Annotated in this window: 15 protein-coding genes and 4 pseudogenes; 11 read left to right on the forward strand and 8 right to left on the reverse strand. The window is 63.2% G+C overall.

The window, feature by feature from the left end; genetic code table 11:
- Positions 1 to 91: 91 nt before the first annotated feature.
- On the forward strand, positions 92 to 541 hold the full coding sequence (locus ACFXS9_RS17785; protein WP_028349133.1) for an iron-sulfur cluster assembly scaffold protein: 450 nt from the start codon (positions 92 to 94) through the stop codon (positions 539 to 541).
- A 117-nt stretch (positions 542 to 658) separates the two neighbouring features.
- Here the strand turns inward: ACFXS9_RS17785 and ACFXS9_RS17790 are convergent, their stop codons facing one another.
- Positions 659 to 1,582 carry a hypothetical protein gene (locus ACFXS9_RS17790; protein ID WP_392690736.1) on the reverse strand — a complete coding sequence of 308 codons (924 nt, stop codon included), beginning with the start codon at positions 1,580 to 1,582 and terminating at the stop codon, positions 659 to 661.
- Positions 1,583 to 1,817: 235 nt separating this feature from the next.
- On the opposite strand from ACFXS9_RS17790, the gene yidD reads away from it, so the two are divergent.
- Positions 1,818 to 2,168 (forward strand): membrane protein insertion efficiency factor YidD, encoded by a 351-nt coding sequence (gene yidD, locus ACFXS9_RS17795; protein WP_392690738.1) that lies wholly within the window; start codon positions 1,818 to 1,820, stop codon positions 2,166 to 2,168.
- A gap of 25 nt (positions 2,169 to 2,193) precedes the next feature.
- Here yidD and ACFXS9_RS17800 read toward each other — a convergent pair whose 3' ends face one another.
- Positions 2,194 to 3,423: a hypothetical protein gene (locus tag ACFXS9_RS17800; RefSeq protein ID WP_392699835.1), complete on the reverse strand. Its 1,230-nt coding sequence runs from the start codon at positions 3,421 to 3,423 to the stop codon at positions 2,194 to 2,196.
- 2 nt (positions 3,424 to 3,425) lie between these two features.
- On the reverse strand, positions 3,426 to 4,796 hold the full coding sequence (locus ACFXS9_RS17805) for an APC family permease (protein WP_392690739.1): 1,371 nt from the start codon (positions 4,794 to 4,796) through the stop codon (positions 3,426 to 3,428).
- 296 nt (positions 4,797 to 5,092) lie between these two features.
- On the opposite strand from ACFXS9_RS17805, the pseudogene ACFXS9_RS17810 reads away from it, so the two are divergent.
- From ACFXS9_RS17810 to ACFXS9_RS17820, 3 genes and pseudogenes are all read left to right on the forward strand, one after another.
- A pseudogene (locus tag ACFXS9_RS17810) lies at positions 5,093 to 6,404 on the forward strand (alpha/beta hydrolase).
- Positions 6,405 to 6,830: 426 nt separating this feature from the next.
- On the forward strand, positions 6,831 to 8,876 hold the full coding sequence (gene thrS / locus ACFXS9_RS17815; RefSeq protein WP_392690741.1) for a threonine--tRNA ligase: 2,046 nt from the start codon (positions 6,831 to 6,833) through the stop codon (positions 8,874 to 8,876).
- Between the two features lie 82 nt (positions 8,877 to 8,958).
- Positions 8,959 to 9,521, forward strand: a pseudogene (locus ACFXS9_RS17820) (nitroreductase).
- A 2-nt stretch (positions 9,522 to 9,523) separates the two neighbouring features.
- Here the strand turns inward: ACFXS9_RS17820 and ACFXS9_RS17825 are convergent.
- A pseudogene (locus ACFXS9_RS17825) lies at positions 9,524 to 12,006 on the reverse strand (putative bifunctional diguanylate cyclase/phosphodiesterase).
- A 170-nt stretch (positions 12,007 to 12,176) separates the two neighbouring features.
- A pseudogene (locus ACFXS9_RS17830) lies at positions 12,177 to 13,249 on the reverse strand (hypothetical protein).
- 235 nt (positions 13,250 to 13,484) lie between these two features.
- Here ACFXS9_RS17830 and ACFXS9_RS17835 point away from each other — a divergent pair.
- Positions 13,485 to 14,540: a patatin-like phospholipase family protein gene (locus ACFXS9_RS17835; RefSeq protein WP_392690743.1), complete on the forward strand. Its 1,056-nt coding sequence runs from the start codon at positions 13,485 to 13,487 to the stop codon at positions 14,538 to 14,540.
- Between the two features lie 98 nt (positions 14,541 to 14,638).
- Here ACFXS9_RS17835 and ACFXS9_RS17840 read toward each other — a convergent pair whose 3' ends face one another.
- Both ACFXS9_RS17840 and ACFXS9_RS17845 read right to left on the reverse strand, forming a co-directional pair.
- Complete coding sequence (locus ACFXS9_RS17840; protein ID WP_028349147.1) at positions 14,639 to 15,067, reverse strand: CBS domain-containing protein; 429 nt, start codon at positions 15,065 to 15,067, stop codon at positions 14,639 to 14,641.
- A 190-nt stretch (positions 15,068 to 15,257) separates the two neighbouring features.
- A complete protein-coding gene (locus ACFXS9_RS17845) occupies positions 15,258 to 16,055 on the reverse strand; it encodes a rhomboid family intramembrane serine protease (RefSeq protein WP_392690745.1) in 798 nt (265 codons plus the stop codon).
- Between the two features lie 591 nt (positions 16,056 to 16,646).
- On the opposite strand from ACFXS9_RS17845, the gene ACFXS9_RS17850 reads away from it, so the two are divergent.
- The 5 genes from ACFXS9_RS17850 to ACFXS9_RS17870 all read left to right on the forward strand — a co-directional run bounded on the left by ACFXS9_RS17850 (position 16,647) and on the right by ACFXS9_RS17870 (position 20,262).
- The gene (locus ACFXS9_RS17850; protein WP_392690747.1) at positions 16,647 to 17,201 is read left to right on the forward strand and encodes a PAS domain-containing protein; all 555 of its coding nucleotides are present in this window, start codon (positions 16,647 to 16,649) and stop codon (positions 17,199 to 17,201) included.
- Between the two features lie 230 nt (positions 17,202 to 17,431).
- Positions 17,432 to 18,211 carry a transporter substrate-binding domain-containing protein gene (locus tag ACFXS9_RS17855; protein WP_392690748.1) on the forward strand — a complete coding sequence of 260 codons (780 nt, stop codon included), beginning with the start codon at positions 17,432 to 17,434 and terminating at the stop codon, positions 18,209 to 18,211.
- Between the two features lie 19 nt (positions 18,212 to 18,230).
- Positions 18,231 to 18,893, forward strand: coding sequence for an amino acid ABC transporter permease (locus ACFXS9_RS17860; protein WP_392690750.1), 663 nt, complete (start codon positions 18,231 to 18,233; stop codon positions 18,891 to 18,893).
- 3 nt (positions 18,894 to 18,896) lie between these two features.
- Positions 18,897 to 19,547 (forward strand): amino acid ABC transporter permease, encoded by a 651-nt coding sequence (locus ACFXS9_RS17865; RefSeq protein WP_213245717.1) that lies wholly within the window; start codon positions 18,897 to 18,899, stop codon positions 19,545 to 19,547.
- Positions 19,534 to 20,262, forward strand: coding sequence for an amino acid ABC transporter ATP-binding protein (locus ACFXS9_RS17870; RefSeq protein ID WP_392690752.1), 729 nt, complete (start codon positions 19,534 to 19,536; stop codon positions 20,260 to 20,262). Before ACFXS9_RS17865 ends, ACFXS9_RS17870 begins: the two co-directional genes overlap by 14 nt.
- A 9-nt stretch (positions 20,263 to 20,271) precedes the next feature.
- Here ACFXS9_RS17870 and ACFXS9_RS17875 read toward each other — a convergent pair whose 3' ends face one another.
- On the reverse strand, positions 20,272 to 21,045 hold the full coding sequence (locus ACFXS9_RS17875; RefSeq protein ID WP_392690754.1) for an enoyl-CoA hydratase-related protein: 774 nt from the start codon (positions 21,043 to 21,045) through the stop codon (positions 20,272 to 20,274).
- Positions 21,046 to 21,131: the final 86 nt, after the last annotated feature.

Genomic DNA, 21,131 nt, shown 5'->3' on the forward strand with positions numbered 1-21,131 from the left:
GGGCTGTTTTTCCGCCGTTCCTGTCCATATATAGGACGATGAAACCCAGCCGCCAAGGGCGCTCGGATCGCCGCCCGGGACACCGATTCTCATGCTAAACGACATCTACAACAAGCGGATCATTGAATTGGCGGGCAATATCCCCCGCCTCGGTCGCCTTCCCGACCCCCACGCCAGCGCCACCGCCCACTCCAAGCTGTGCGGCTCGACCGTCAAGGTCGACCTCAAGATGGACGGGCCCGTGGTCAGCGATTTCGCCCATGACGTGAAGGCCTGCGCGCTCGGACAAGCCTCCTCCTCGATCATGGCAAGCCATGTGGTGGGCTCGACGGCTAGCGAGTTACGTGAATTGCGAGAAACCGTGCGCAAGATGTTGAAGGAAAACGGCGGTCCCCCGCAGGGCAAATGGGCCGACATCGCCCTGCTCGAGCCGGTGCGCGACTACAAGGCCCGCCACGCCTCGACCATGCTGACATTCGACGCCGTGGTCGACGCCATCGGCCAGATCGAAGCCAAGGCAAAGCAGCCAGCGCAGGCGTGAGCCCAGTATACCGCCGTCGTACCCCGCGAATGCGGGGTATCCAGTCTATCACCACCGTCACGGCGTACTGGATCATTCGCTTTCGCGGATGATGACCACCGTGGGTTGGGATGCAGCCTATTTCTGTTGCGGCTGAGCTGGCTGCGCCGGCGCAGAGCCGCCGGTCGGAACCGCGGCTTCGGCGGTCTTGGTCGACTTGCCCGGCTGCGACTGCGCATCGCCTTCCGTCACGGAACTAACGAAGCGATCCTGCGGCTTGGAAGGCTTCGCCTCGGCCATCGGCACCGACGCATTGTCCCGCGGGAACACATCGGCGACCGCATCGGTCGTGACGAGATTGGCCAGGCGCAATTCGCTGCGTGACAATTCGTGCAGATCTTCCCACGGCGGCACGCTGAGCGCGAGCGACAGCAGATCGCCGGTGCCACCCATGTCGAAAGTGTATTTCGTGAGGCGGCCGATGTCGCGTTGCACGATCATCAGATCCTGCGCGCTGTAGCTGGCGGCCCTGGCGTCGTCGGCACGATCGCCCATCCATATCTGGTGCACGCGGACATGTGCGGCGGGCGGCACGTAACGGGTCTTGCCAGACAGCAGCAGGAACACGCACATCGACTCGCAATGGGCTTCCGGCACGACGCTCACGCGCTCGCCTTGCGGGGTCCGGGTGCGCACCGTGGTGCCAACGGTCGTCAGCGCGCCAAGGCTGCGGAACCGCCGGCCAAGGGCGATGGAATCGTTGACCGAGCCGCCGCTGGAATCCAACACGATGGTCGCGCCCGCGAGCTGGCGACCCTTGGCGAATTCGTCGAACTCCCGCGGACTATCCGATGTGACGATGCCGACGGCCGAGACCCAGCCCCGGCAATCCGGCTGGCATGCATTCCACTTGAAATGCATCGGCTGTTTGCGTTCTTCGAGGGTACCACCGGCATACGCCGAGTTACCCAGCATCGTGACCGCGCCCGGCAATGCGAGACAAAAGGCGGTGGCACCGAGAAGGGCCCAGCCGCGAAGTTTCAGCGACGTCTCAAACCTCAATTTGGTTCCTTCCCCCAAGCCCCGTTTACGACTAGTGGCAATGGCCCCGTTTTAGCGCGAGATGATTCTGTCATCGATCCGTATGAAAACGGTAACTGTGCTGACGTGTGTCGTCCATAATACCTTGGCTTGGTACGCCGCATTGCAGTGCGATAATTCCTAAGTGTGGCTAAATATCTGCAGGAATTGAGTTCCTTGCTTGGGAACCCCCGCAAGACTACGTACATAGTGCTGCATGGCATCGGCAGATCCTTCATCGTCACGGCAAAAACAATGCACGGATTGTGCCAGCATCGCCCGTCTGCCGCGCAATGCCGGGCGCGCGCTGATATGGATCTACCGGCATTCGCTGTCGCTGCTGGTCGGCTACAACTGCCGGCATCTGCCGACATGCTCGGTGTATGGCGACGAAGCGATCGAACGTTTCGGTTTGTGGGGCGGCGGCTGGATGACGCTGGCGCGGCTGTTGCGCTGCCATCCCTGGGGCACGTCCGGGATCGACAACGTGCCGCTTACGACGCCCGCGGGTGCGCGATGGTATCTGCCGTGGCGCTACGGACGGTGGCGCGGCGTCAACGCTTCCTGAGTATGACGCTTACAGCGATTGCGGCTTAGCGCCAGACGAAGAACCCACCGCCCCATGGCTGTGGTCCGCCCCATTGCTGCGGTCCGATATTCGCAGGCGGCCGCGGCCTGCGCGGGCGCGGTGGCGGCGCCTCCGCCGATGCGGTGGCGTCGATAGCGGGCGATCCATCGTCCGGCAGTCTCACCGACAGCAGCACATTCGTTTCCGGCGTGCGCCAGCGATAGCCGATGCCGAAATCGACCGGCTGTGCGCGGTGAAAGAGTGCCGCATAGGACTCCTGGTAGCGTCCCGGGAATTCGTCGATCGGTCCGAGATAGCGGCCGAACGGGAACAAGCGCCATTTCTTCGTGCTGTAATAAGCCAGCGGAACTCCTGAATCGTCCTGGATGATGGTGGCGCTGTTGTTGAGCAGGAAGTTGCGCACGGTAGTGAAGTTGCCGGAATGCAAGAGATAGGACGCGCTCTTGATCAGGCTGTTGCCGGGCGCGAGCGTTGCGCAGAATTTCAGGAATCCGCTCGCCTTCACGCCGGAGTTGGAGAGATCGGTCGAGAAGTAATACAGCGTCTTTTCCTGACCGTCGCTGCCGGTGAAGATGATGCGCACGCCACGCACGGCGTTCGGCCCGGGATTTTCGCCTGCGAGATGCGCCGCGCCGTTGTCGTCCAGCGAGATCGGACTGACCTCCCTCACAGTCATGCCCGAGCGCGCCAGGAACACGTAGAGGATCGGCAGCGTGCCGCTGATCTGGCCCGCCTGCAGATCGGTCTTCATCTGCTTGGTGATGAAGAAGCTGAAGCTCAGGATTGAACTGAGCGAACGTTCGACGTTGTAGAGCGCCGACGCGATGCCGCCGCGCGGCAATCTTGTCAGATCGGGCACCGAGCCGACCGGCTCGAGCGCGCTCAGCACATAAGTCGACGCCTTCGAATAGAAGGCATTGGCGTAGAGAAAATCCGGGCCTGAGAACATGTAGAACATGGTGGGCTTCGGCGCCGCCAGATTGGTATCGGCCCAGGCTCGGATCCGCGATATCTGGCGCTCCTCGAGCTGGCCGAACGCGGTGTCGAAGAATTTGGCGTGCCGTTGCCAGGCAGGATCTTTGGTGAGCGGCGCCAGCGGCGAGTCCGCCGAGGGCATCAGCCCCGCGAGAAATTTCGCGGTATCGTCCACCGTTGCAGTTTGGGCGCGGACGGCAGCCACGGCCGCCAGCAGCATGACAGCAGCAAGCGTCGCCGTTCTCAGACAGTGCAGCATGCTCATTCGCGACCCGTTGCGGCCACGGCGACTTGATCTGCCCGCTTGCGGAAGACGGCGTAAATCAAGAGACCTGAAAACATGATCAAAAGGCCCAGCATCGACTGCAACGGCCGTTCGGTCAGAAGGTAGTACATCATGAACCCGGTCACGAGCAGGAAAACCACAGGGGTTACCGGGTATCCCCAGGCACGGTAGGGCCGCGGCAGGTCGGGCTGCGTGATGCGCAGCTTGATCACCCCGAGCACGGTAAAGAACGAGCAGAACAGCAGAGCGAACTGGATGAAGTCGAGCACCGCCTCGAAGCTGCGCGTAAGCAACATCAGGCTCGCGACCGTGAGCTGAAACAGAATGGCGTAGGCCGGCGCACCGCTGGCCGACCGGCCGGCGAACGGCCGCAGCACCGGAATGTCCTCGCCCATCGTCATCATGACGCGCGGCCCGATCCACATCATAGCGCTGATCGAGGAGATCAGCCCGAAGCAGATCATCGCGCCGACGATGCGGCCGCCGAGCTCGCCGAAGATGTAGCTGCCGGAGATGCGGGCGACGTCGAGCTGGCCCGCAAGCTTGTCGATCGGCGCGGTATGCAGGAACACGGCGTTGAGCGCGACATACAGCACGAGCACGATCAGTGTTCCGATCAGCATCGCCCGCGGCACGTTGCGCTCCGGCAACCTCACCTCGCCGATAATGTAAGTTGCCGCGTTCCACCCTGAGAACGAATACATCACGAACACCAGGCTGATCGCGAACGGTGCGCTGACGATATGGGTGAAGTCGGACGCCGATGGCGCGAACGAAACCGGCTGCGCGGTGCCGATCACGAAGCCGCAGACCAGGAAGGCTATGATGAGCACCACCTTCAGGATGGTCGCGACCAGTTGAAAGGTCGAGGAGTGCCTGATGCCGGCGAGTTGCACCAGCGACACCAGCCAGACCACGCCGATCGCAAGTGCCAGCGGCGGCGCGTTGGGCAGCACGGATTTGCCGTACTCGCCAAACGCCATGGCGGCGAGCGCCACTGGCGCTGCAAAGCCGACCGTCGCCGACACCCAGCCCGCCACAAAACCGAAGGCCGGGTGATAGGCCCGACCGAGAAAGTTGTACTCACCGCTCGAGCGCGGAAACATCGCGCCGAGCTCGCCGTAGGAAAACACCCCGCACAACGCGACGATGCCGCCGACCGTCCACAGCAGCAGGATAGAAAAGCCCGAGGGGATGTCCTTGACCTGAAAGCCGAGGCTGGTGAAGACGCCGACACCGACCATATCGGCAACCACGATGGCAACCGCCACCACGGCCGAAACGGTGGAGCCGCTGCCGGACCGCGAGCCAGGCCAGGCCGGGCTTCCCGTTTCTGATGCCGCCATCTCGGACCGTACCTTCAGCGCCGCCCAGCCAGGAGCTCATCGTGCAGGCTGACGCCGCCCAATTCAAGCAATGTTAACAAGGGTTTAAATTGAGACACAAAATAGGTTGCATGGTACCTCCAGGTGCACCGTGCCACTGCTGGATTGCGAAGACATCGTGGCGGTCCCACAATCGCGACACGATTGCATGGTCTGCTCAGGCTTCCGGATGTGGGGAGTTTTTCCGGGCGCTTAACGTCGCCTAAACGCGTGCGAGCTTACGCCGGTTGACGGTGGATCTTGGGGCATTGGGATGGATGGTCGGAGCTAATCCGAATTTCCCGACAGTTGATCGCGCCAGCCGGGCGACGTCTCCGGCTATGTCGCGCCGTGCGTTGCCCCTTCGATGGCACTGGGCGGCGATGGCCGCGCTGATCGTGCCGCTATCCTTCGTCCTGGTTCAATGCGGCAGGGCGCCGACCCCGGAAATGCTGGCGGCGAACACGGATGGCGCCAAATCCCGGGCCGCCAAGCCGCAGGCTTCCACCGACACGTTCGACGACCGTTTCCCCCAGCCGCAATTCGCCGACCGTTTCCCGACAGCGGGTGAAAGCCTGCCGCAAGTCCAGCGCCAGGTCGCACTGGCGCCGCAGCCGCGCGCGGTGCGTACCGAGCCGCTGCGGGTCGCCTCGCTAACACCAACGCTGACGCTACCCCGCAATGAGCGTGAAGAACTGACCACGCTGGTCAGCATGAAATCCTCCGCCTTCCCTTATTTCGGCACCAATCCGCGCTCGGAAGAACCGTTCCTCAACATCGTCAAAGGCGACCGCAAGGGCCATCGCAGCTACAGCGGCAAGGTCTACTGGCAGGACGAGACCTACAACGACAGCCGCGTCCTGGTACATGTCCCCGAGACGTTCGATGTCAGGAAGCCGGGCGTGATCGTGGTGTTCTTCCACGGCAACGGCGCGACGCTGGAACGCGACGTCCGCGACCGCCAGTTGGTGCCGCAGCAAATCTCGGATTCAGGCGTCAACGCCGTGCTGCTCGCCCCGCAAATGGCTGTCAACGCCGCCGACTCCTCGGCCGGCAAGTTCTGGCAGCCGGGCGGCTTCAAGCGCTTCATCGAGGAGTTCGGCAGGCCACCTCGCCCGCCTCCACGGCGATCCGAAGTCGGCGCAGGCGTTCGCCAACATGCCGATCGTGATCGTCGGTTATAGCGGCGGCTTCCTGCCGACGGCGTGGAGCCTCGAAGTCGGCGGCCTTTCTAACCGCGTCCGCGGCGTGTTCCTGCTCGATGCCGTCTACGGCGAGCTCGACAAGTTTGCGTCATGGATCGAGAAAAACCGGACCGGCTTCTTTGTCTCTTCGTATACCCGCTACACCAAGCGGCACGACCTGGAGCTGATGCAGATGCTCCGCGACAGGGGCATCACCGTCACCGAGAGCATGGACGGGCCGTTGAAGCCTGGCAGCGTCGTGTTCGTGCAGACGCCCGATGGCGTCACCCATCGCGATTACGTCACGCAGGCCTGGACAGAGCATCCGGTCAAGGACGTGCTGGTCAAGATGGCCGCAACGCCGGCTTTGACCCGGGTTGCGAGTGTCCCCTACGCAAACCGGTAACGGCTTCGCCGCCGCGATTAGATCTTGCTGGGTTTGGTCAGGATCACCGTCGTCAATGCGAGCGCGACAAAGGCCGCTCCGACATAGAGCAAATCGCGCGCGTTCATGTTTCATGCAGATGCATGTAGACTGTGAGCCGTGCCAAGAATGGGCCGTGCCAAGAAAAGGACGCGATACCGGATTATTTGTCATCGCTTGTTATGAGTTTCATTGATTTGACGGCGCTGATGCCGAGCGGCTCTGCGCACGTCGCCGTGACGGAGAAGCATTCTTTCGCGGACGATGGGGCCAGATGTTTGCCCTGCGGCCCTGCCATCACGGCCTGTTTCGCGAAATTGCCCGATTGCAGGGGCCGAATCCCCTGCTATACCCCTGCTTTCCCGCTTACCTGCGCTCGTTCGCAGGAGTGAGCTTTAGGAGACGCCAATGCCTGACAGCAATGCACCCGCATCGGGGTTCCAATTTGGCCTTGCGAACTTGAAACCGGCCGAACCCGTGCAAAAAATCACCCTCACCTTCCCCGACGGCGCGAAGCGCGACTTCGCCAAGGACACCACCGGGCTCGACGTCGCCAAGGGCATATCGCCCTCGCTCGCCAAGCGCACGGTCGCGATGGCGCTGGACGGCGTGGTCGCCGATCTCAACGATCCGATTTCGCACGATGCGAAGATCGAACTCATCAGCCGCGAAGACCCGCGCGCGCTCGAACTGATCAGGCACGACTGCGCGCATGTGCTGGCCGAAGCGGTGCAGTCGCTGTGGCCGGGCACGCAGGTCACGATCGGCCCGGTGATCGAGAACGGTTTCTATTACGACTTCTTCCGCAACGAGCCGTTCACACCGGAAGATTTCGCGGCGATCGAAAAGCGGATGCGCGAGATCATCGCGCGCGACAAGCCCTTCACCAAGGAAGTCTGGGATCGCGAGAAGACCAAGCAGGTGTTCCGCGACAAGGGCGAGGCCTTCAAGGTCGAACTGGTCGACGCCATTCCCGGCGACGAGCCCATAAAAATCTATTTCCAGGGCGACTGGTTCGACCTGTGCCGCGGCCCGCACATGAGTTCGACCGGCAAGATCGGCAACGCCTTCAAGCTGATGAAGGTGGCGGGCGCCTATTGGCGCGGCGACGCCAACAACCCGATGCTGACGCGCATCTACGGCACGGCATTCGCCAAGCAGGAAGAGCTCGACGCCTACCTCAAGCAGATCGAGGAAGCCGAGAAGCGCGACCACCGCAAGCTCGGCCGCGAGCTCGACCTGTTCCACTTCCAGGAGGAAGGCCCCGGCGTGGTGTTCTGGCACCCGAAGGGCTGGACCATCTTCCAGGCGCTGATCGCCTATATGCGCCGCCGGTTGACCGGCGACTACGACGAGGTCAACGCGCCGCAGATCCTCGACAAGGTGTTGTGGGAGACCTCGGGCCATTGGGACTGGTACCGCGAGAACATGTTCGCGGCGCAGTCCGCCGGCGACGAGGCGGAGGATAAGCGCTGGTTTGCGCTGAAGCCGATGAACTGTCCGGGCCATGTCCAGATCTTCAAGCACGGCCTGAAGAGCTATCGCGACCTGCCCTTGCGTCTGGCCGAGTTCGGCGTAGTGCATCGCTATGAGCCCTCGGGCGCGATGCACGGGCTGATGCGCGTGCGCGGCTTTACGCAGGACGACGCGCATGTGTTCTGCACTGAAGCCCAACTCGCCGAGGAGTGCCTCAAGATCAACGACCTGATTCTGTCGACCTACGCCGATTTCGGCTTCGAAGGCGAGCTCACGGTCAAGCTCTCGACCCGGCCGGAGAAGCGCGTCGGCACCGACGAGATGTGGGATCATGCCGAGCGCGTGATGGCCACCGTGCTGGCGGAAATTCAGGCCGGCGGCAGTAATCGCATCAAGACCGCGATCAACCCCGGCGAAGGCGCGTTCTACGGGCCGAAGTTCGAATATGTGCTGCGCGACGCCATCGGCCGCGACTGGCAATGCGGCACCACGCAGGTCGACTTCAACCTGCCCGAACGGTTCGGCGCGTTCTATATCGATGCCGACGGCTCGAAGAAGGCGCCGGTGATGGTGCATCGCGCGATCTGCGGCTCGATGGAGCGTTTCATCGGCATCCTGATCGAGCACTTCGCCGGCAACTTCCCGCTCTGGCTGGCGCCGACCCAGGTGGTGGTCACGACCATCACCTCCGAAGGCGACGAATACGCCAAGGTGGTCGCGGCTGCCGCGCGGCGGGCCGGCCTGCGTGTCGAGATCGACCTGCGCAACGAGAAGATCAATTACAAGGTCCGCGAGCATTCGCTGGCGAAGATCCCTGCCCTGCTCGTCGTCGGCAAGAAGGAAGCCGAGACCCATTCGGTCTCGATCCGCCGGCTCGGCAGCGACGGGCAGACGGTGATGCCGACCGCCGAGGCGCTGGTCGCCCTCGTCGAGGAAGCGACGCCGCCGGACGTGAAGCGGGCGCGGGCGGCGGCCTGATCATAATCGGTCTAAATAAGCTTCCGCTGGACAGGCTGTGCCACTATCTCTGGCACAGCCATTTCCGACGAAAGAGACCGTAGTGCCCGACGCCCTTGAACTCCTGAAGATCCGCCGCTCGGTAAAGCCCCGCGAGATGAGCGGGCCCGGCCCTTCGGCTGACGAACTCGACACCATCCTGACCATCGGGGCGCGGGTGCCCGATCACGGCAAGCTGACGCCCTGGCGCTTCATCGTGTTCGAGGGCGACGGGCGCCTTCGCGCCGGTGAGGTCATTGCGCAGGTATTCGCGAAAAAGATCCGTCGGCGCCGGCCGCCGATATCGAGATCGAGAAGCGCCGGCTGATGGACGCGCCGCTGGTGATCGGTGTGGTCAGTTTCACCAGGCCGCATCCAAAAGTACCGCCCCTGGAACAGGAACTATCCGCCGGCGCCAGCGCGATGAACATCGTCACGGCGGCGACGGCGCTTGGTTACGGCGCCTGCTGGCTGACCGGCTGGTTCGCCTTCGACCGCGACGTGCTCGACGGGCTCGGATTGAAGGCGGATGAAAAACTCGCCGGCTTCATCCATATCGGCACACCGTCGAAGCCGGCCGAGGACCGCCCTCGCCCGGCGCTGTCGGATATCGTGACGCGGTTCTAGGCTTACGCCGCCTTCGAGGCCCGGCTGCCAAACCCGGACAGCAGCGCCTTGAGTTCGGATGCCGGCTTTGCTGCGCTGAACAGAAAGCCCTGCACCTCGTTGCAGCCTTCGGCGCGCAGCCAATCGAGCTGGTCCATGGTCTCGACGCCTTCCGCCGTCGTCGTGATGTTCAGGCTGCGCCCGAGGCCGGAGATGGCGCGTACGATCGCGACACAGTCGGTCCGCTGGGCGAGGTCTTTTACGAATGAGCGATCTATCTTGATCTTGTCGAATGGAAAACTCCGCAAGTAGCTCAGGCTCGAATAGCCGGTGCCGAAGTCATCCATGGATATGCTGACGCCGAGTTCGCGAAGCTGATGCAGAATAGCCAGATTGGCCTCGGTCTCTGCCAAGAAGACCGATTCGGTAATTTCAAGTTCGAGCCGCCGCGGCGACAGACCTGAATGCGCCAGCGCCGCAATCACCGCCTGGACCAGGTTGCGGCTGCGGAACTGGACCGGCGACAGGTTGACGGCGACCTTGACGTCCTCCGGCCAGTTCACGGCCTCCGAACAGGCCTCGCGCAGCACCCACTCGCCCAGCGCCACGATCAATCCGATATCCTCGGCGACCGGAATGAACTCGGCCGGCGAGATCATGCCCTTTTCCGGACTGCGCCAGCGCAACAGCGATTCGAAACCGCTGATGCGGTTGGCTGAGATATCCACCAGCGGCTGATAGTGCAGTTCGAATTCGCCGCTCGCGAAGGCGCGGCGCAGATCGCGCTCCATGTCGCGGCGTTTCTGCGCCTGCCGGTCCATCTCGCGTTCGAAGAAGCGATGAACGTTGCCGCCGTCCGATTTCGCCCGATAGAGCGCCATGTCGGCGTTGCGCATCAATTCCTCGCAGCTTGCACCATCGCCGGGCGACAGCGCGATGCCGACGCTGGCACCGATGACGACCTCGATACCATCGAGGTCGTAGGGGGCGCTGAACACACCGATCAGTCGGTCGGCAAAGTCGCTCACCTCGTTCGGCGACACCTCCGAGACCAGCACGATCGCGAATTCGTCGCCGCCAAGCCGGGCGACGAGATTGTCGCCGCGAACCTCGGACTTCAACCGCTCGGCCACCGCCTTCAGCAGACGGTCACCCATCGGGTGACCGAACGAATCGTTGACGTTCTTGAACAGGTCGAGATCGACGCACAGCACCGCCACGCGCCTGTTGCCGGATACGGCCCGCCCGAGCGCCTGGCGCAGACGCTCCTGATAGAAGTCGCGGTTCGGCAGGTTGGTCAGGCCGTCGTGATGGGCCATGTGAGCGATCCGCGCCTCCGCCGCGCGGCGCTCCGTAATATCGACTACGGCCACCAGATAGCCGTCGTGTCCGTCGAAGGCGACGCGCCGTCCGAACGTCAGCACGTGGATTTCGCTGCCGTCGGCCTTGAGATGCCGCCAGTCGCGGCTCGAATTGTAGATGTCGCCGAGCTGCCGCAGCGCCTGACTGTGGCTGGCCCATTCGTCCTCCGGCCAGATCTGGCGAAGCTGCATCTGCAGAAATGTTTCGCGCGGGTAGCCGTAATGGCGCACGGCCGCGTCGTTGACGTTCAGGAATTGAGTCGTTTCGGCATCGAACACCCACATCGGCATCGGATTGTTGTCGAACAGCAGGCGGAACGAAACTTCGCGTCGCTTCAGCGCCGTAACGTCGGAAACCGTCAGGGAGAGCATGTCGCCGAACACCGTCACGCCCAGTCGCAGGCAGCGGTCCTCGCTATCGATTTCGATCTGATCGCCATTGCCGCTGATGACGATGTCGCGAAGGCGACGGATCACCTCCGGCGTACTCAGCAGGTTTCCCCCGCGGCAAGCCGTCGCCATAACAATTCCGTCGACGGCTGCCGCAATAGCCGCGCCGCTCCCTGATTGAGGTGAACGATCTGAAAATCGGACGGGCGGCCATTCGCATCGCGAATCGCAGCCAGCGACAGCATGCCCTCGTCAGTCGCAGAGAAGATCGTGTCCAGCAGGTTGAATTGCGCGTCACGCTCGTTGACATAGGCGCCGATCAGGGTTCCGCCCCAGCGCGACGACGTCGGCAGCGCCAGCACGTCATAGGTCCGAACCAGCCCGTCGCGCACGCAATGCGCCGTGGCGAGGTACGGACGGTCGTTCTGCAGCGCGTTGGATGCCGCCTCGCCGAGCGCGGTCGCGCAATCCGGCGGCAATGCGCTTAAGGAAATGTCCCAGCGATCATCATTCAGCCATTGCTGGACGTAGCGGCCGGTGTGCGAGACGGAGAGCGTGTCGTTGTCGTTCCGAAGCAGCACGACGTGATCCGCCAGCCGGCCGAGGCTGCCGAGCATGACGTCTTCATAGCGTGGCAGCTTCTCGCCCGGGCGCAACGCAGCCTGCCATTTGCGCTTCAGGACCGGTACGTCGGCGAACATCTCGGTGTTGAATTTTTCTGACGACTTTTTCGATGATCTATTGGCCGCAACCATAACCTGCCCCACTACGCGCGCGCCCCGCGCTCAATCCTGGGGCATCCAATGCAGCCGGGTTTAAGGCTGTGTAAAAATGGCGGCGGCGGTACGCCGATATGGCGATTATGACAGTTTTAAGCTGTGCGATGGTTAGTGCACGTTAGAGACTATGACGGTCAAAGCGCTGGTCAGCGCGCCACGACCTCGACCTCGCCGTCGACGCCGTTGACGACGTTGAAGGAGCGCTCGAACACCTTGCCTTCGTTCTTGGCAATCGCGCGGTACTCGCCTTCGGACAGCACCACGCGCGGAAACGCGCCGATCGATTCCTTGATGACGTCGCCGCCCGGCGTGATCACCGACCATGCGGTGTTGGCGAGCGCCTCGCCGCCCCTGTCGCTGACCAGCTTCAGCGTAATCACCGCCGCGCGGTGGGAGACTGTCACGTCCGTCAGCTTGCTAGCCTGGACGCGGATGTCGGAACGCACCACCGAATTGGCATCGCCATAGTTGGAGATGATGTAGTAGGTGCCCTCCGGCAGCAGCGCGACGTCGCCCGCGGCGACGTTCGGAAGCAGTGGGGTGCGTTCGGAGCCTTCGAATTGGCTGCCCTTGTAGATCGCGAACGATATCTGGTTCGGGGAATCTTGCTGGTGCCGACGCGGCCTTCGATGCGCAGTCCGCCGGCCGGAAGCACGAAAGCCACGCGGTCCGTCTCAGCCTTCAGGCTCACCGCCCGCACCGCGCTGACCAGGCCGAGAGCGACATGGACGACGTAATTACCGGGCGGCAGCACGATGTTTGGGGTCGCGCCACGCTCCTCGCGGATCAGCTTAAACGTGCCGGTATCGTCGGGCTTGTCGGCAAATACCCGCCACACCAGTCCGCCGTTGATGACAGGCAGATCCTTGCCGTAGCGCGCCGTCAGCGATAGCACCCCCTGACCTGCAGTGGCCGCACCCGGCGGCGGTACCACCGGCGGCACGGCGGTGACTTGTGGCTGAACGATGGTCGGCTGGTTCAGCGGCGCGGGAAGCGGTGGAATCGCCCCCGTCCCCGATGGCGGCGCCAGATTCATGGCAGGCCCGGTCTGAGTGTCCGGAACCACGGCGGGCGGCACCGGTGGCGGGCGGTCCGAGAACCACTGGGCCGAGACCGGGGCTGGAAGAAGCAAGCCAACCAGCGTGAAGGCGACCGCCAGCGCCGGAAAAGGCCATCTGCCCCGCCCGTATTCTACGATACCGTTACCGCCCGAAATCATCGCCATGCTTTTCACTTAAAACGCGGCAAATTCAAGCCTTCGTGGCCGAAGTTTGGCGAGCGGCGCCAGCTGGCGGAACCCGCACCGGGACCCAATGTTAATGCAGCGGTCGTGGTCCAGTCACATTCCCTGCCTAGGCCGGCATTCGCCGGGCATAAACCATGCATCCGGATTGGAATGGACAATTCTGGCGCCGCGGCGCCGCGGCGGTTAACGTTGAAGCCGGAGAGCATGCGTGTTGGATAGCTGGATGGGCCGCGGCCAGAAAAGCTCCGATGCCCACGACAAGGTGGGGCTCGGCAGTATCCGCCGGCCGGTGATCGGACTTGCGCTGGGTGGCGGCGCCGCACGCGGCTTTGCCCATATCGGCATCGTCCGGACGCTGGTGGCTCACGGAATCGTGCCCAACGTCGTGGTGGGAACGTCGATCGGAGCCGTGGTCGGCGGCGCCTATGCTGCCGGACATCTCGACACGCTGGAAGAATGGGCACGCAGCCTGCAGCCGCGAACGGTCCTCTCCTATCTCGATATCCGTCTGAACGGTTCGGGCCTGATCGGCGGCGCGAAGCTTGCGGCCCAACTGGAGGCGGCGCTCGGCCAAAGCCTGATCGAGGATCTGCCGGTGAAATTCGCCACCGTCGCGACCGAAGTGCGCACCGGCCACGAAATCTGGCTGACCCATGGCCCAATGGTGGACGCGATGCGTGCCTCCTACGCGCTGCCGGGAATATTCTCGCCGATCCTGGTTGGCGACCGTTGGCTGGTTGACGGCGCCCTGGTCAATCCGGTGCCGGTGTCGGCGGCGCGCGCGCTCGGCGCGGAAATCGTGATCGCTGCCAATCTCTCCAGCGATGTCTTCGCGCACGCCACGACGATCTATTCCCACGGCCAGACGGCTGGCGTTTCGGTATCAGTGATGCCGGAAGCGCTGCCCGAACCCGAGCCGCGCAAACGCGGCATCGGAAAATTCTTCTCCGCCGAGCGCACGATGAAGCGTGAATTCTTCGGTGGCGGCGGACGTCCGGGCATCTCCTCGGTCATGGTCGATGCCTTCAACATCATGCAGGACCGCATCACCCGCGCTCGGCTTGCCGGCGATCCGCCAGACCTCCTGATCTCGCCCCGCGTCGGCAAGATCGGCTGGTTCGATTTTCATCGCGCTGACGATCTGATCGCCCATGGCGTGAAAGCGGCCGAGCGGGCGATCGACTCGATCCAGGAGGCGATCCATATCCTCGCGCCGCCGCAGATCGAAGCCGAGAAGGCGCTCGAAAAGCCTGACAAGGAATAGCGTAGCGTTCTCAAGCCAAGCTTGCCCTCGGACGTTATCCGAGGGTGGTCACCGGCTCACGCCAAGAAAACACGCCAAGAAAACGCGTCAAAAAAAGCTCACGCCGTCTTGATGTAGTCGCGCAGCGCCTCCTGCTCGGCCTCATATTCCTGGACACGGCGCTTGACGATGTCGCCGATCGATATCAGGCCAACCACCTTGCCCTCCTCGATAACGGGCAGATGCCTGAACTTGCCGAGCGTCATCATTTCCATGATCCCCGCGACGGTGTCGGACTGCCGGCAACTCACGACCTTGGTCGTCATGACCTCGCTGACCGGCTCCTCGAGCACCCTGGCGCCGCGCTCGCCCAACACGCGGACAATATCGCGCTCCGAAAGGATCCCCTCCACGCGTCCCTGGTTCATCACCAGCACGGCGCCGATCTTGCGTTCGCCAAGGATCTTGATCGCGGCCGAAAGCTTGGCATCCGGCTCGATGCTCGTGATCTGATGGCCCTTGGTGTCGAGAATTGAACGTACCGTCATTGTCGCCTCCCTGAATCCGTTCGTGCCCAAGGGGCCGGACTTGTTCGTGAGTCTTCAATCAACAGTTCCGCGCCGGTTTCGTTTCAGGGCGCGGTTTGCAAGCGCGGCTGTCATCCATGGCAGCGGCATTGGCTTGCGTTACAACCCAGTGCGGATGATGAATGAAATCGGCCCTCGCCGCAAGCGGCGATCAGACGCGGCCAGACTCGTCCGGCCACGAAGCATCCGCGGCATGCGGCGTCGCACGCGGTACCGGATCGAACAGCGAAAACAACATCAGGCCGGCGAGAAATCCGCCGATATGCGCCTGCCAAGCAACGCTGGCGCCTTCGGCGCCGATCGAAATCGACCCAAGGCCGAAGATGATGTTGACGCCGAACCACACCGCCAGAAATCCGAGCACGCGCGCGTTGCGCAACGCCCGGGAAAGCGACAGCGCCGGAACCTTCGCGGCGGCATCCGCATCGCCCCGGTGGAACGAAAGAAAACTTCCCCGCACGAAGGCAAAGCGGATGGCGGCGGCCATGGCGCCGGATACCGAGGCCGAGGCACCGATCATTGGAGCGATCGTGTGTTCATGGGTGACGAGATGCGCCAGGGCGCCCGCCGCGGCCGTCACCGCCATGAAGACGAAGAACCTGACGGCACCGAACCGACGCGCCAGCGCGCTGCCGAACGGCAACAGCCACAACAGGTTGAAGCCGATATGGCTGAGATTGGCATGCAGCAGCGAATAGGTGACGAAGGTCCATACCTTGGCGCCGGCCCCGCCGGGAAAGGTGATGTTGAGTAAGGTGGAGTCGTAGCGCTTCGGAATGAAGCCGAAGACGTCGATGGTCCAATTCTCCAGCTCAACCGGCAGCAGCACCCGCAAATGAATCGCAGCGATCAGCGCGATATAGGCTGTGAGCGCGCCCGGTAGCGTCAAGATCGGCTCGTGCGGGGCGTCCGGCGGCCCGACCGGGGATGAGTAAGACTGGGATTCCAAGGGGTCCAGGACCTTAGCTGGCGGCTTCGAGTCGTATGGGCCCAGATAGGCGGCTTTGCCCGCCCTGTGCAAGTGCACAATCGCAGCTAACTGTGTCCCGGACGCGGCGCAGCCCTTGGCGGTGCGACGCAGAGCCGGGACCCACTGCAGCAGCCTGGGTCCCGGCTCTGCGTCGCGTCACTGCGTGCCGCGTCGCGTCCGGGACACGGGTGCGGCCACCTTCTCTCAAAGAAAAAGGGAGAGCTCTGAGAAAGCTCTCCCTTGTCTTGCTGGCCTTTTCGCGCCCGGAGCCGGGATCACATCCCCGCCCCTCCCCGCGCGATGACCAAACTGTTTGACGCCACCTGTGTACCAACCGCGCCGGACAGATAAGCCGGCGCCGCCTGATGTGTTCCACATTACGCGCGCCGCAGCGTCACCGCCAACCTCATAGTTAATTTAACGTTAACAACGCAAAGCCGCGCCCCACGCGGCCAAATCGCGTCCCCGGCATGGACGCTGCACAGCCTGTCCTGCACAACGAACAAGGGAAGGCGTGTTGCGCAAAACGGGACAGAAGTGTCCCGCCAAGGCAAGCCGGGGAAGGTAAGCATGAAACACCCATCGAGCCGCGAGTTCTTCGCCTATTGGGACGCGAAACGCGGCGACGCGCGGGCACCGGACCGTAGCGAGATCGAACCCGGCGCGGTGCGCGAGCTGCTCGGCGACATCTTCGTGCTGTCCTATGACAACGAGGCCGGCTATCCGTTTCGTGTCGCCGGGACGCGGGTCTGCGCCCTGCTCGGCCGCGACCTGAAGGACACGAGTTTCTCGGCGCTGTTCACCCCGGACAGCCGCCGCGAGATCGAGGACATCATCAGCTACGTCGCCGAAGAAATGCTGGCGGCGATTGCCGGCATCACCGCGACTTCGCAAGATGGTACGACGGCGCATCTGGAGTTGCTGCTGCTGCCTTTCAACAACCGCGCGCATGCGCCGATCAGCCTGACCGGATTGCTGGCGCCGTTCGAAAGCGATCTCGGCACGATCAGGGATTTCAAGGTGACGTCGTGGCGCTATCTGCATCGGCCGCAAAAATTCGTCCCGCGCGCCTTGCGCAAGCTCGCGATCGCGCGCGGCTTCATGGTGTATGAGGGCCTGCGGTAGTCACGAACCGTCGGGTCTGTCGAACGCTGCAGCCCAACGCATGGTCGTGTGATCATGCTCGAAATCGACCCACAAAAAGCCTCCAAAAAAGCACGGCCAAGCATTGCCTAAATGCGAGGCGTCAGGCAGGGTCGAACCGCGACGTGGAGCCGGGCCACATCCGCTGAATGAGACGCACCGAGAGAAAATCTCGGAGGCGCGTATTTGCCGTAACCTCGGAGATCCTGAGTATGCTGTTCAAGAGACTGATGCTTGCCGCCGCACTGGCCATTGCCGCGGTGGCGACGCAGGCCCATGCCGACGCCCTCGATTCGATCATGAAGTCCAAGGTGATCAAGATCGCCGTGCCGCAGGATTTTGCGCCGTTCGGCTCCGCCGGGCTCGATCTCAAGCCGCAGGGCTACGACATCGACATGGCCAATCTGATCGGCAAGGAACTCGGAGTGAAGACCGAAATCATTCCGGTGACCAGTGCCAACCGCATTCCCTATTTGCAGACCAACAAGGCCGACCTGGTGATTTCCAGCCTCGGCAAGAACGAGGAGCGCGAAAAGGTCATCGACTTCTCCATCGCCTATGCGCCGTTCTTCTCCGGCGTGTTCGGCACCAAGGCGATCACGGTGACGAGCGCAGCCGACTTAAAGGGCAAGACCATCGGCGCCACCCGCGGCGCGATCGAGGAGCAGGCGCTGACCGCCTCGGCGCCGCCGGATGCGACCGTCAAGCGTTTCGAGGACAACAACGCGACCATCGCGGCCTTCGTGTCCGGCCAGGTCGACCTGATTGCCACCGGCAATACCGTCGCCGCCGCCATCGCCGAGAAGGTCCCTGCCCGCGCGCCGACGCTGAAATTCGTGATCAAGGACAGCCCCTGCTATGTCGGGCTCAACAAGAACGAGCCGGCGCTGCTCGCCAAGGTCAACGAGATCATCACCAAGGCGAAGGCGTCTGGCGAGATCGGAAAACTGTCGGAGAAGTGGCTGAAAGCACCGCTACCGCCCGGCTTCTGACGTAACGCCGAGGCGCGCAGTGTCTTACAAACTGCAATTCGCCGAACTGCTGCCCTACTGGAACGTGCTGCTGTACGGGCTGGTCTTCACGATCGTGCTGACGATCGTGTCGACGGTGGCCGGCATCGCGGTCGGCACCGCGGGCGCCGCGGCGCGCACCTTCGGCCCCGGCTGGCTGGGCCGTATCGTCGCTGTGTACGTGGAATTGATCCGCAACACGCCGTTCATCGTGCAGTTGTTCTTCATCTTCTTCGGCCTGCCGGCGCTCGGGCTGAAACTCAGCGAGACCACCGCCGCCTTCCTCGCCATGGTGATCAATCTCGGCGCTTACTCGACCGAGATCATCCGCGCCGGCATCGAGGCGGTTCCGAAAGGCCATATCGAGGCCGGCCTGAGCCTTGCGATGAGCAAGTGGGAGGTGCTGCGCCACATTGTGCTGAACCAGGCATTCCGAAAAATCTATCCAGCGCTGTCGTCGCAGATCATCATCGTGATGTTGGGCTCGGCGGTGGTGTCGCAGATTTCGGCGGAAGACCTCACCTATGCCGCGAACTATGTGGCATCGCGAAATTTTCGCAACTTCGAGGTCTACCTGTTCGCCGCGCTGGCCTACCTCCTGCTGGCGATGCTGACGCGTTCGCTCTTGCGGGCGCTCGGCCGCGTCATCTTCAAGGCGAGGTGAACCATGCTGCAGTTCAGCTTCTGGGACATCCTCTCCAACCTCTTGATCGCCACGCAGTGGACCATCGTGCTGTCGCTGATTGCGTTCGTTTGCGGCGGCATCGTCGGACTGGTGCTGCTGTTCATGCGCACCTCGCGGATCGCGCCGCTGGAATGGTTCACCAAGATCTACATCGAATTCTTCCAGGGCACGCCGCTATTGATGCAGTTGTTCCTGTTCTTCTTCGGCATCGCGCTGTTTGGCGTCGAGGTCTCGCCGTGGATGGCCGCGACGCTGGCGCTGACGTTCTGGACCAGCGCGTTCCTGACCGAGATCTGGCGTGGCTGCGTCGAAGCGATCCCGAAGGGCCAGTGGGAGGCCTCCTCCAGCCTCGCCCTCAGCTACATCGAACAGATGCGCTACGTCATCCTGCCACAGGCCTCGCGCATCGCGGTGGCGCCGACCGTCGGGTTTTCGGTGCAGGTGATCAAGGGCACCGCGCTCGCCTCGATCATCGGCTTTGTCGAGCTGACCAAGGCCGGCACCATGCTCAACAACGCGACCTTCCGGCCGTTCCTGGTCTACTCGCTGGTCGCGCTGATCTATTTCTGTCTGTGTTTCCCGCTGTCCTGGTGGGCGAAGAAAATTGAAGGCCGCCTCAATGTCGCTCGTTAGCATCCGTGACGTCAGGAAGAGTTTTGGTACCAATGAGGTGCTGAAAGGCGTCTCGCTCGACATCGCCAAAGGCGACGTGGTGGCGATCATCGGGCGCTCCGGCTCCGGCAAGAGTACCCTGCTCCGCTGCATCAACGGCCTGGAGACCTATCAATCCGGCAGCATCGTCGCTGATGGCATCGAGGTCGCCGGCACCAACACCAATTTGCGCGAACTGCGCCGCCATGTCGGCATGGTATTCCAGCAGTTCAACCTGTTTCCGCATTTGACCGCTGCCGAGAACGTTATGCTGGCGCCCACCGTCGTCAACAAGGTATCGAAGGCCGAAGCCCGCGCCACCGCCGCCGAAGTACTGGCGAAGGTGGGTCTGTCGGAAAAGATGGACGCCTATCCGAGCGAGCTTTCCGGCGGCCAGCAGCAGCGTGTCGCCATCGCGCGATCGCTGGCGATGCGGCCGAAGGTGTTGCTGTGCGATGAGATCACGTCCGCCCTCGACCCCGAACTGGTCAACGAGGTGCTGCGCGTGGTCGAGCAATTGGCGCGCGAGGGCATGACGCTCATCCTGGTGACGCACGAGATGCGCTTCGCCCGCGACGTCGGCACCAAGCTCGTCTTTATGCATCACGGCAAGGTGCATGAGGAAGGCGTGCCGAAAGAGGTCTTCGCCGCCCCGCGAACCCCGGAACTGCAGCAGTTCGTCGGCCAGGTCGGTTGAGTTTCGGCCTCAGCGTCCGGTGAACACCGCCGCACGTTTCTCGAGGAAGGCTTTGCGCCCTTCCACCGCGTCCGCACTCAGGCGAATTTCCGCCTGCGTTTCGATCTCGCGGCGGAACTGGTCGGCATAGCTGGCGTGTTCGCTCTCGTCGATCAGGCGGCGCGTCGCGACCAGCGCGCGCGTCGGGCCATCAGCGAGCCGGCGCGCCAGCCCAAGCGCCCCGTCCCGAAGCGCCGCATCGTCGAACACTTCGCGGACCAATCCCCACTCCTTCGCGAGGTCGGCAGACAGCGGCTCGTTGGTCATCATCAATTCGAGCGCTCGCTGCCGGCCGATGAGGCGTGGCAACAGCCAGGTCGAGCCAAGATCGGGGACCAGCGCGATGCGGCTGAACACCTGAATGAAGCGCGCCGAACGTGCGGCAACAATCATGTCGCCCGCCATCGCAAGGCTGAATCCGCCGCCCGCCGCCACGCCGTTAACCGCGACCACGACCGGCACGCGGCATTCGCGTAGCGCTTTGAACGCCGGCCAGTAGTATTTCATCACGCCGGCCGCGATGTCGTCGCCCAGGATTTGCGCCGCCTTGAGGTTCTGGCCCGAGCAGAAGCCACGCCCGGCGCCCGTCAGCACCAACGCCCTCACCTGCGGGTCATCGTTAGCTTCACCAATGGCAGTGGCGAGGTCCCCCAGGAGAGCGGGCGTCATCGCGTTCAGGGTGTCGGGCTCATCAAGTATCAGCACGCTGACCTTGCCGTCGCGCTCTCGCTTCACTCCGGGCATCTATTCCTCCGCCTGCTGACATTTGGGCCGGCCCGGCCGGGCGCGACAGGTAACCCCAATCGTACCGAAGCAGCGATGCGAAGCAC

Origin of the sequence: Bradyrhizobium sp. RDI18, assembly GCF_043203335.1 — a bacterium.
Classification (GTDB): Bacteria; Pseudomonadota; Alphaproteobacteria; order Rhizobiales; family Xanthobacteraceae; genus Bradyrhizobium; species Bradyrhizobium retamae.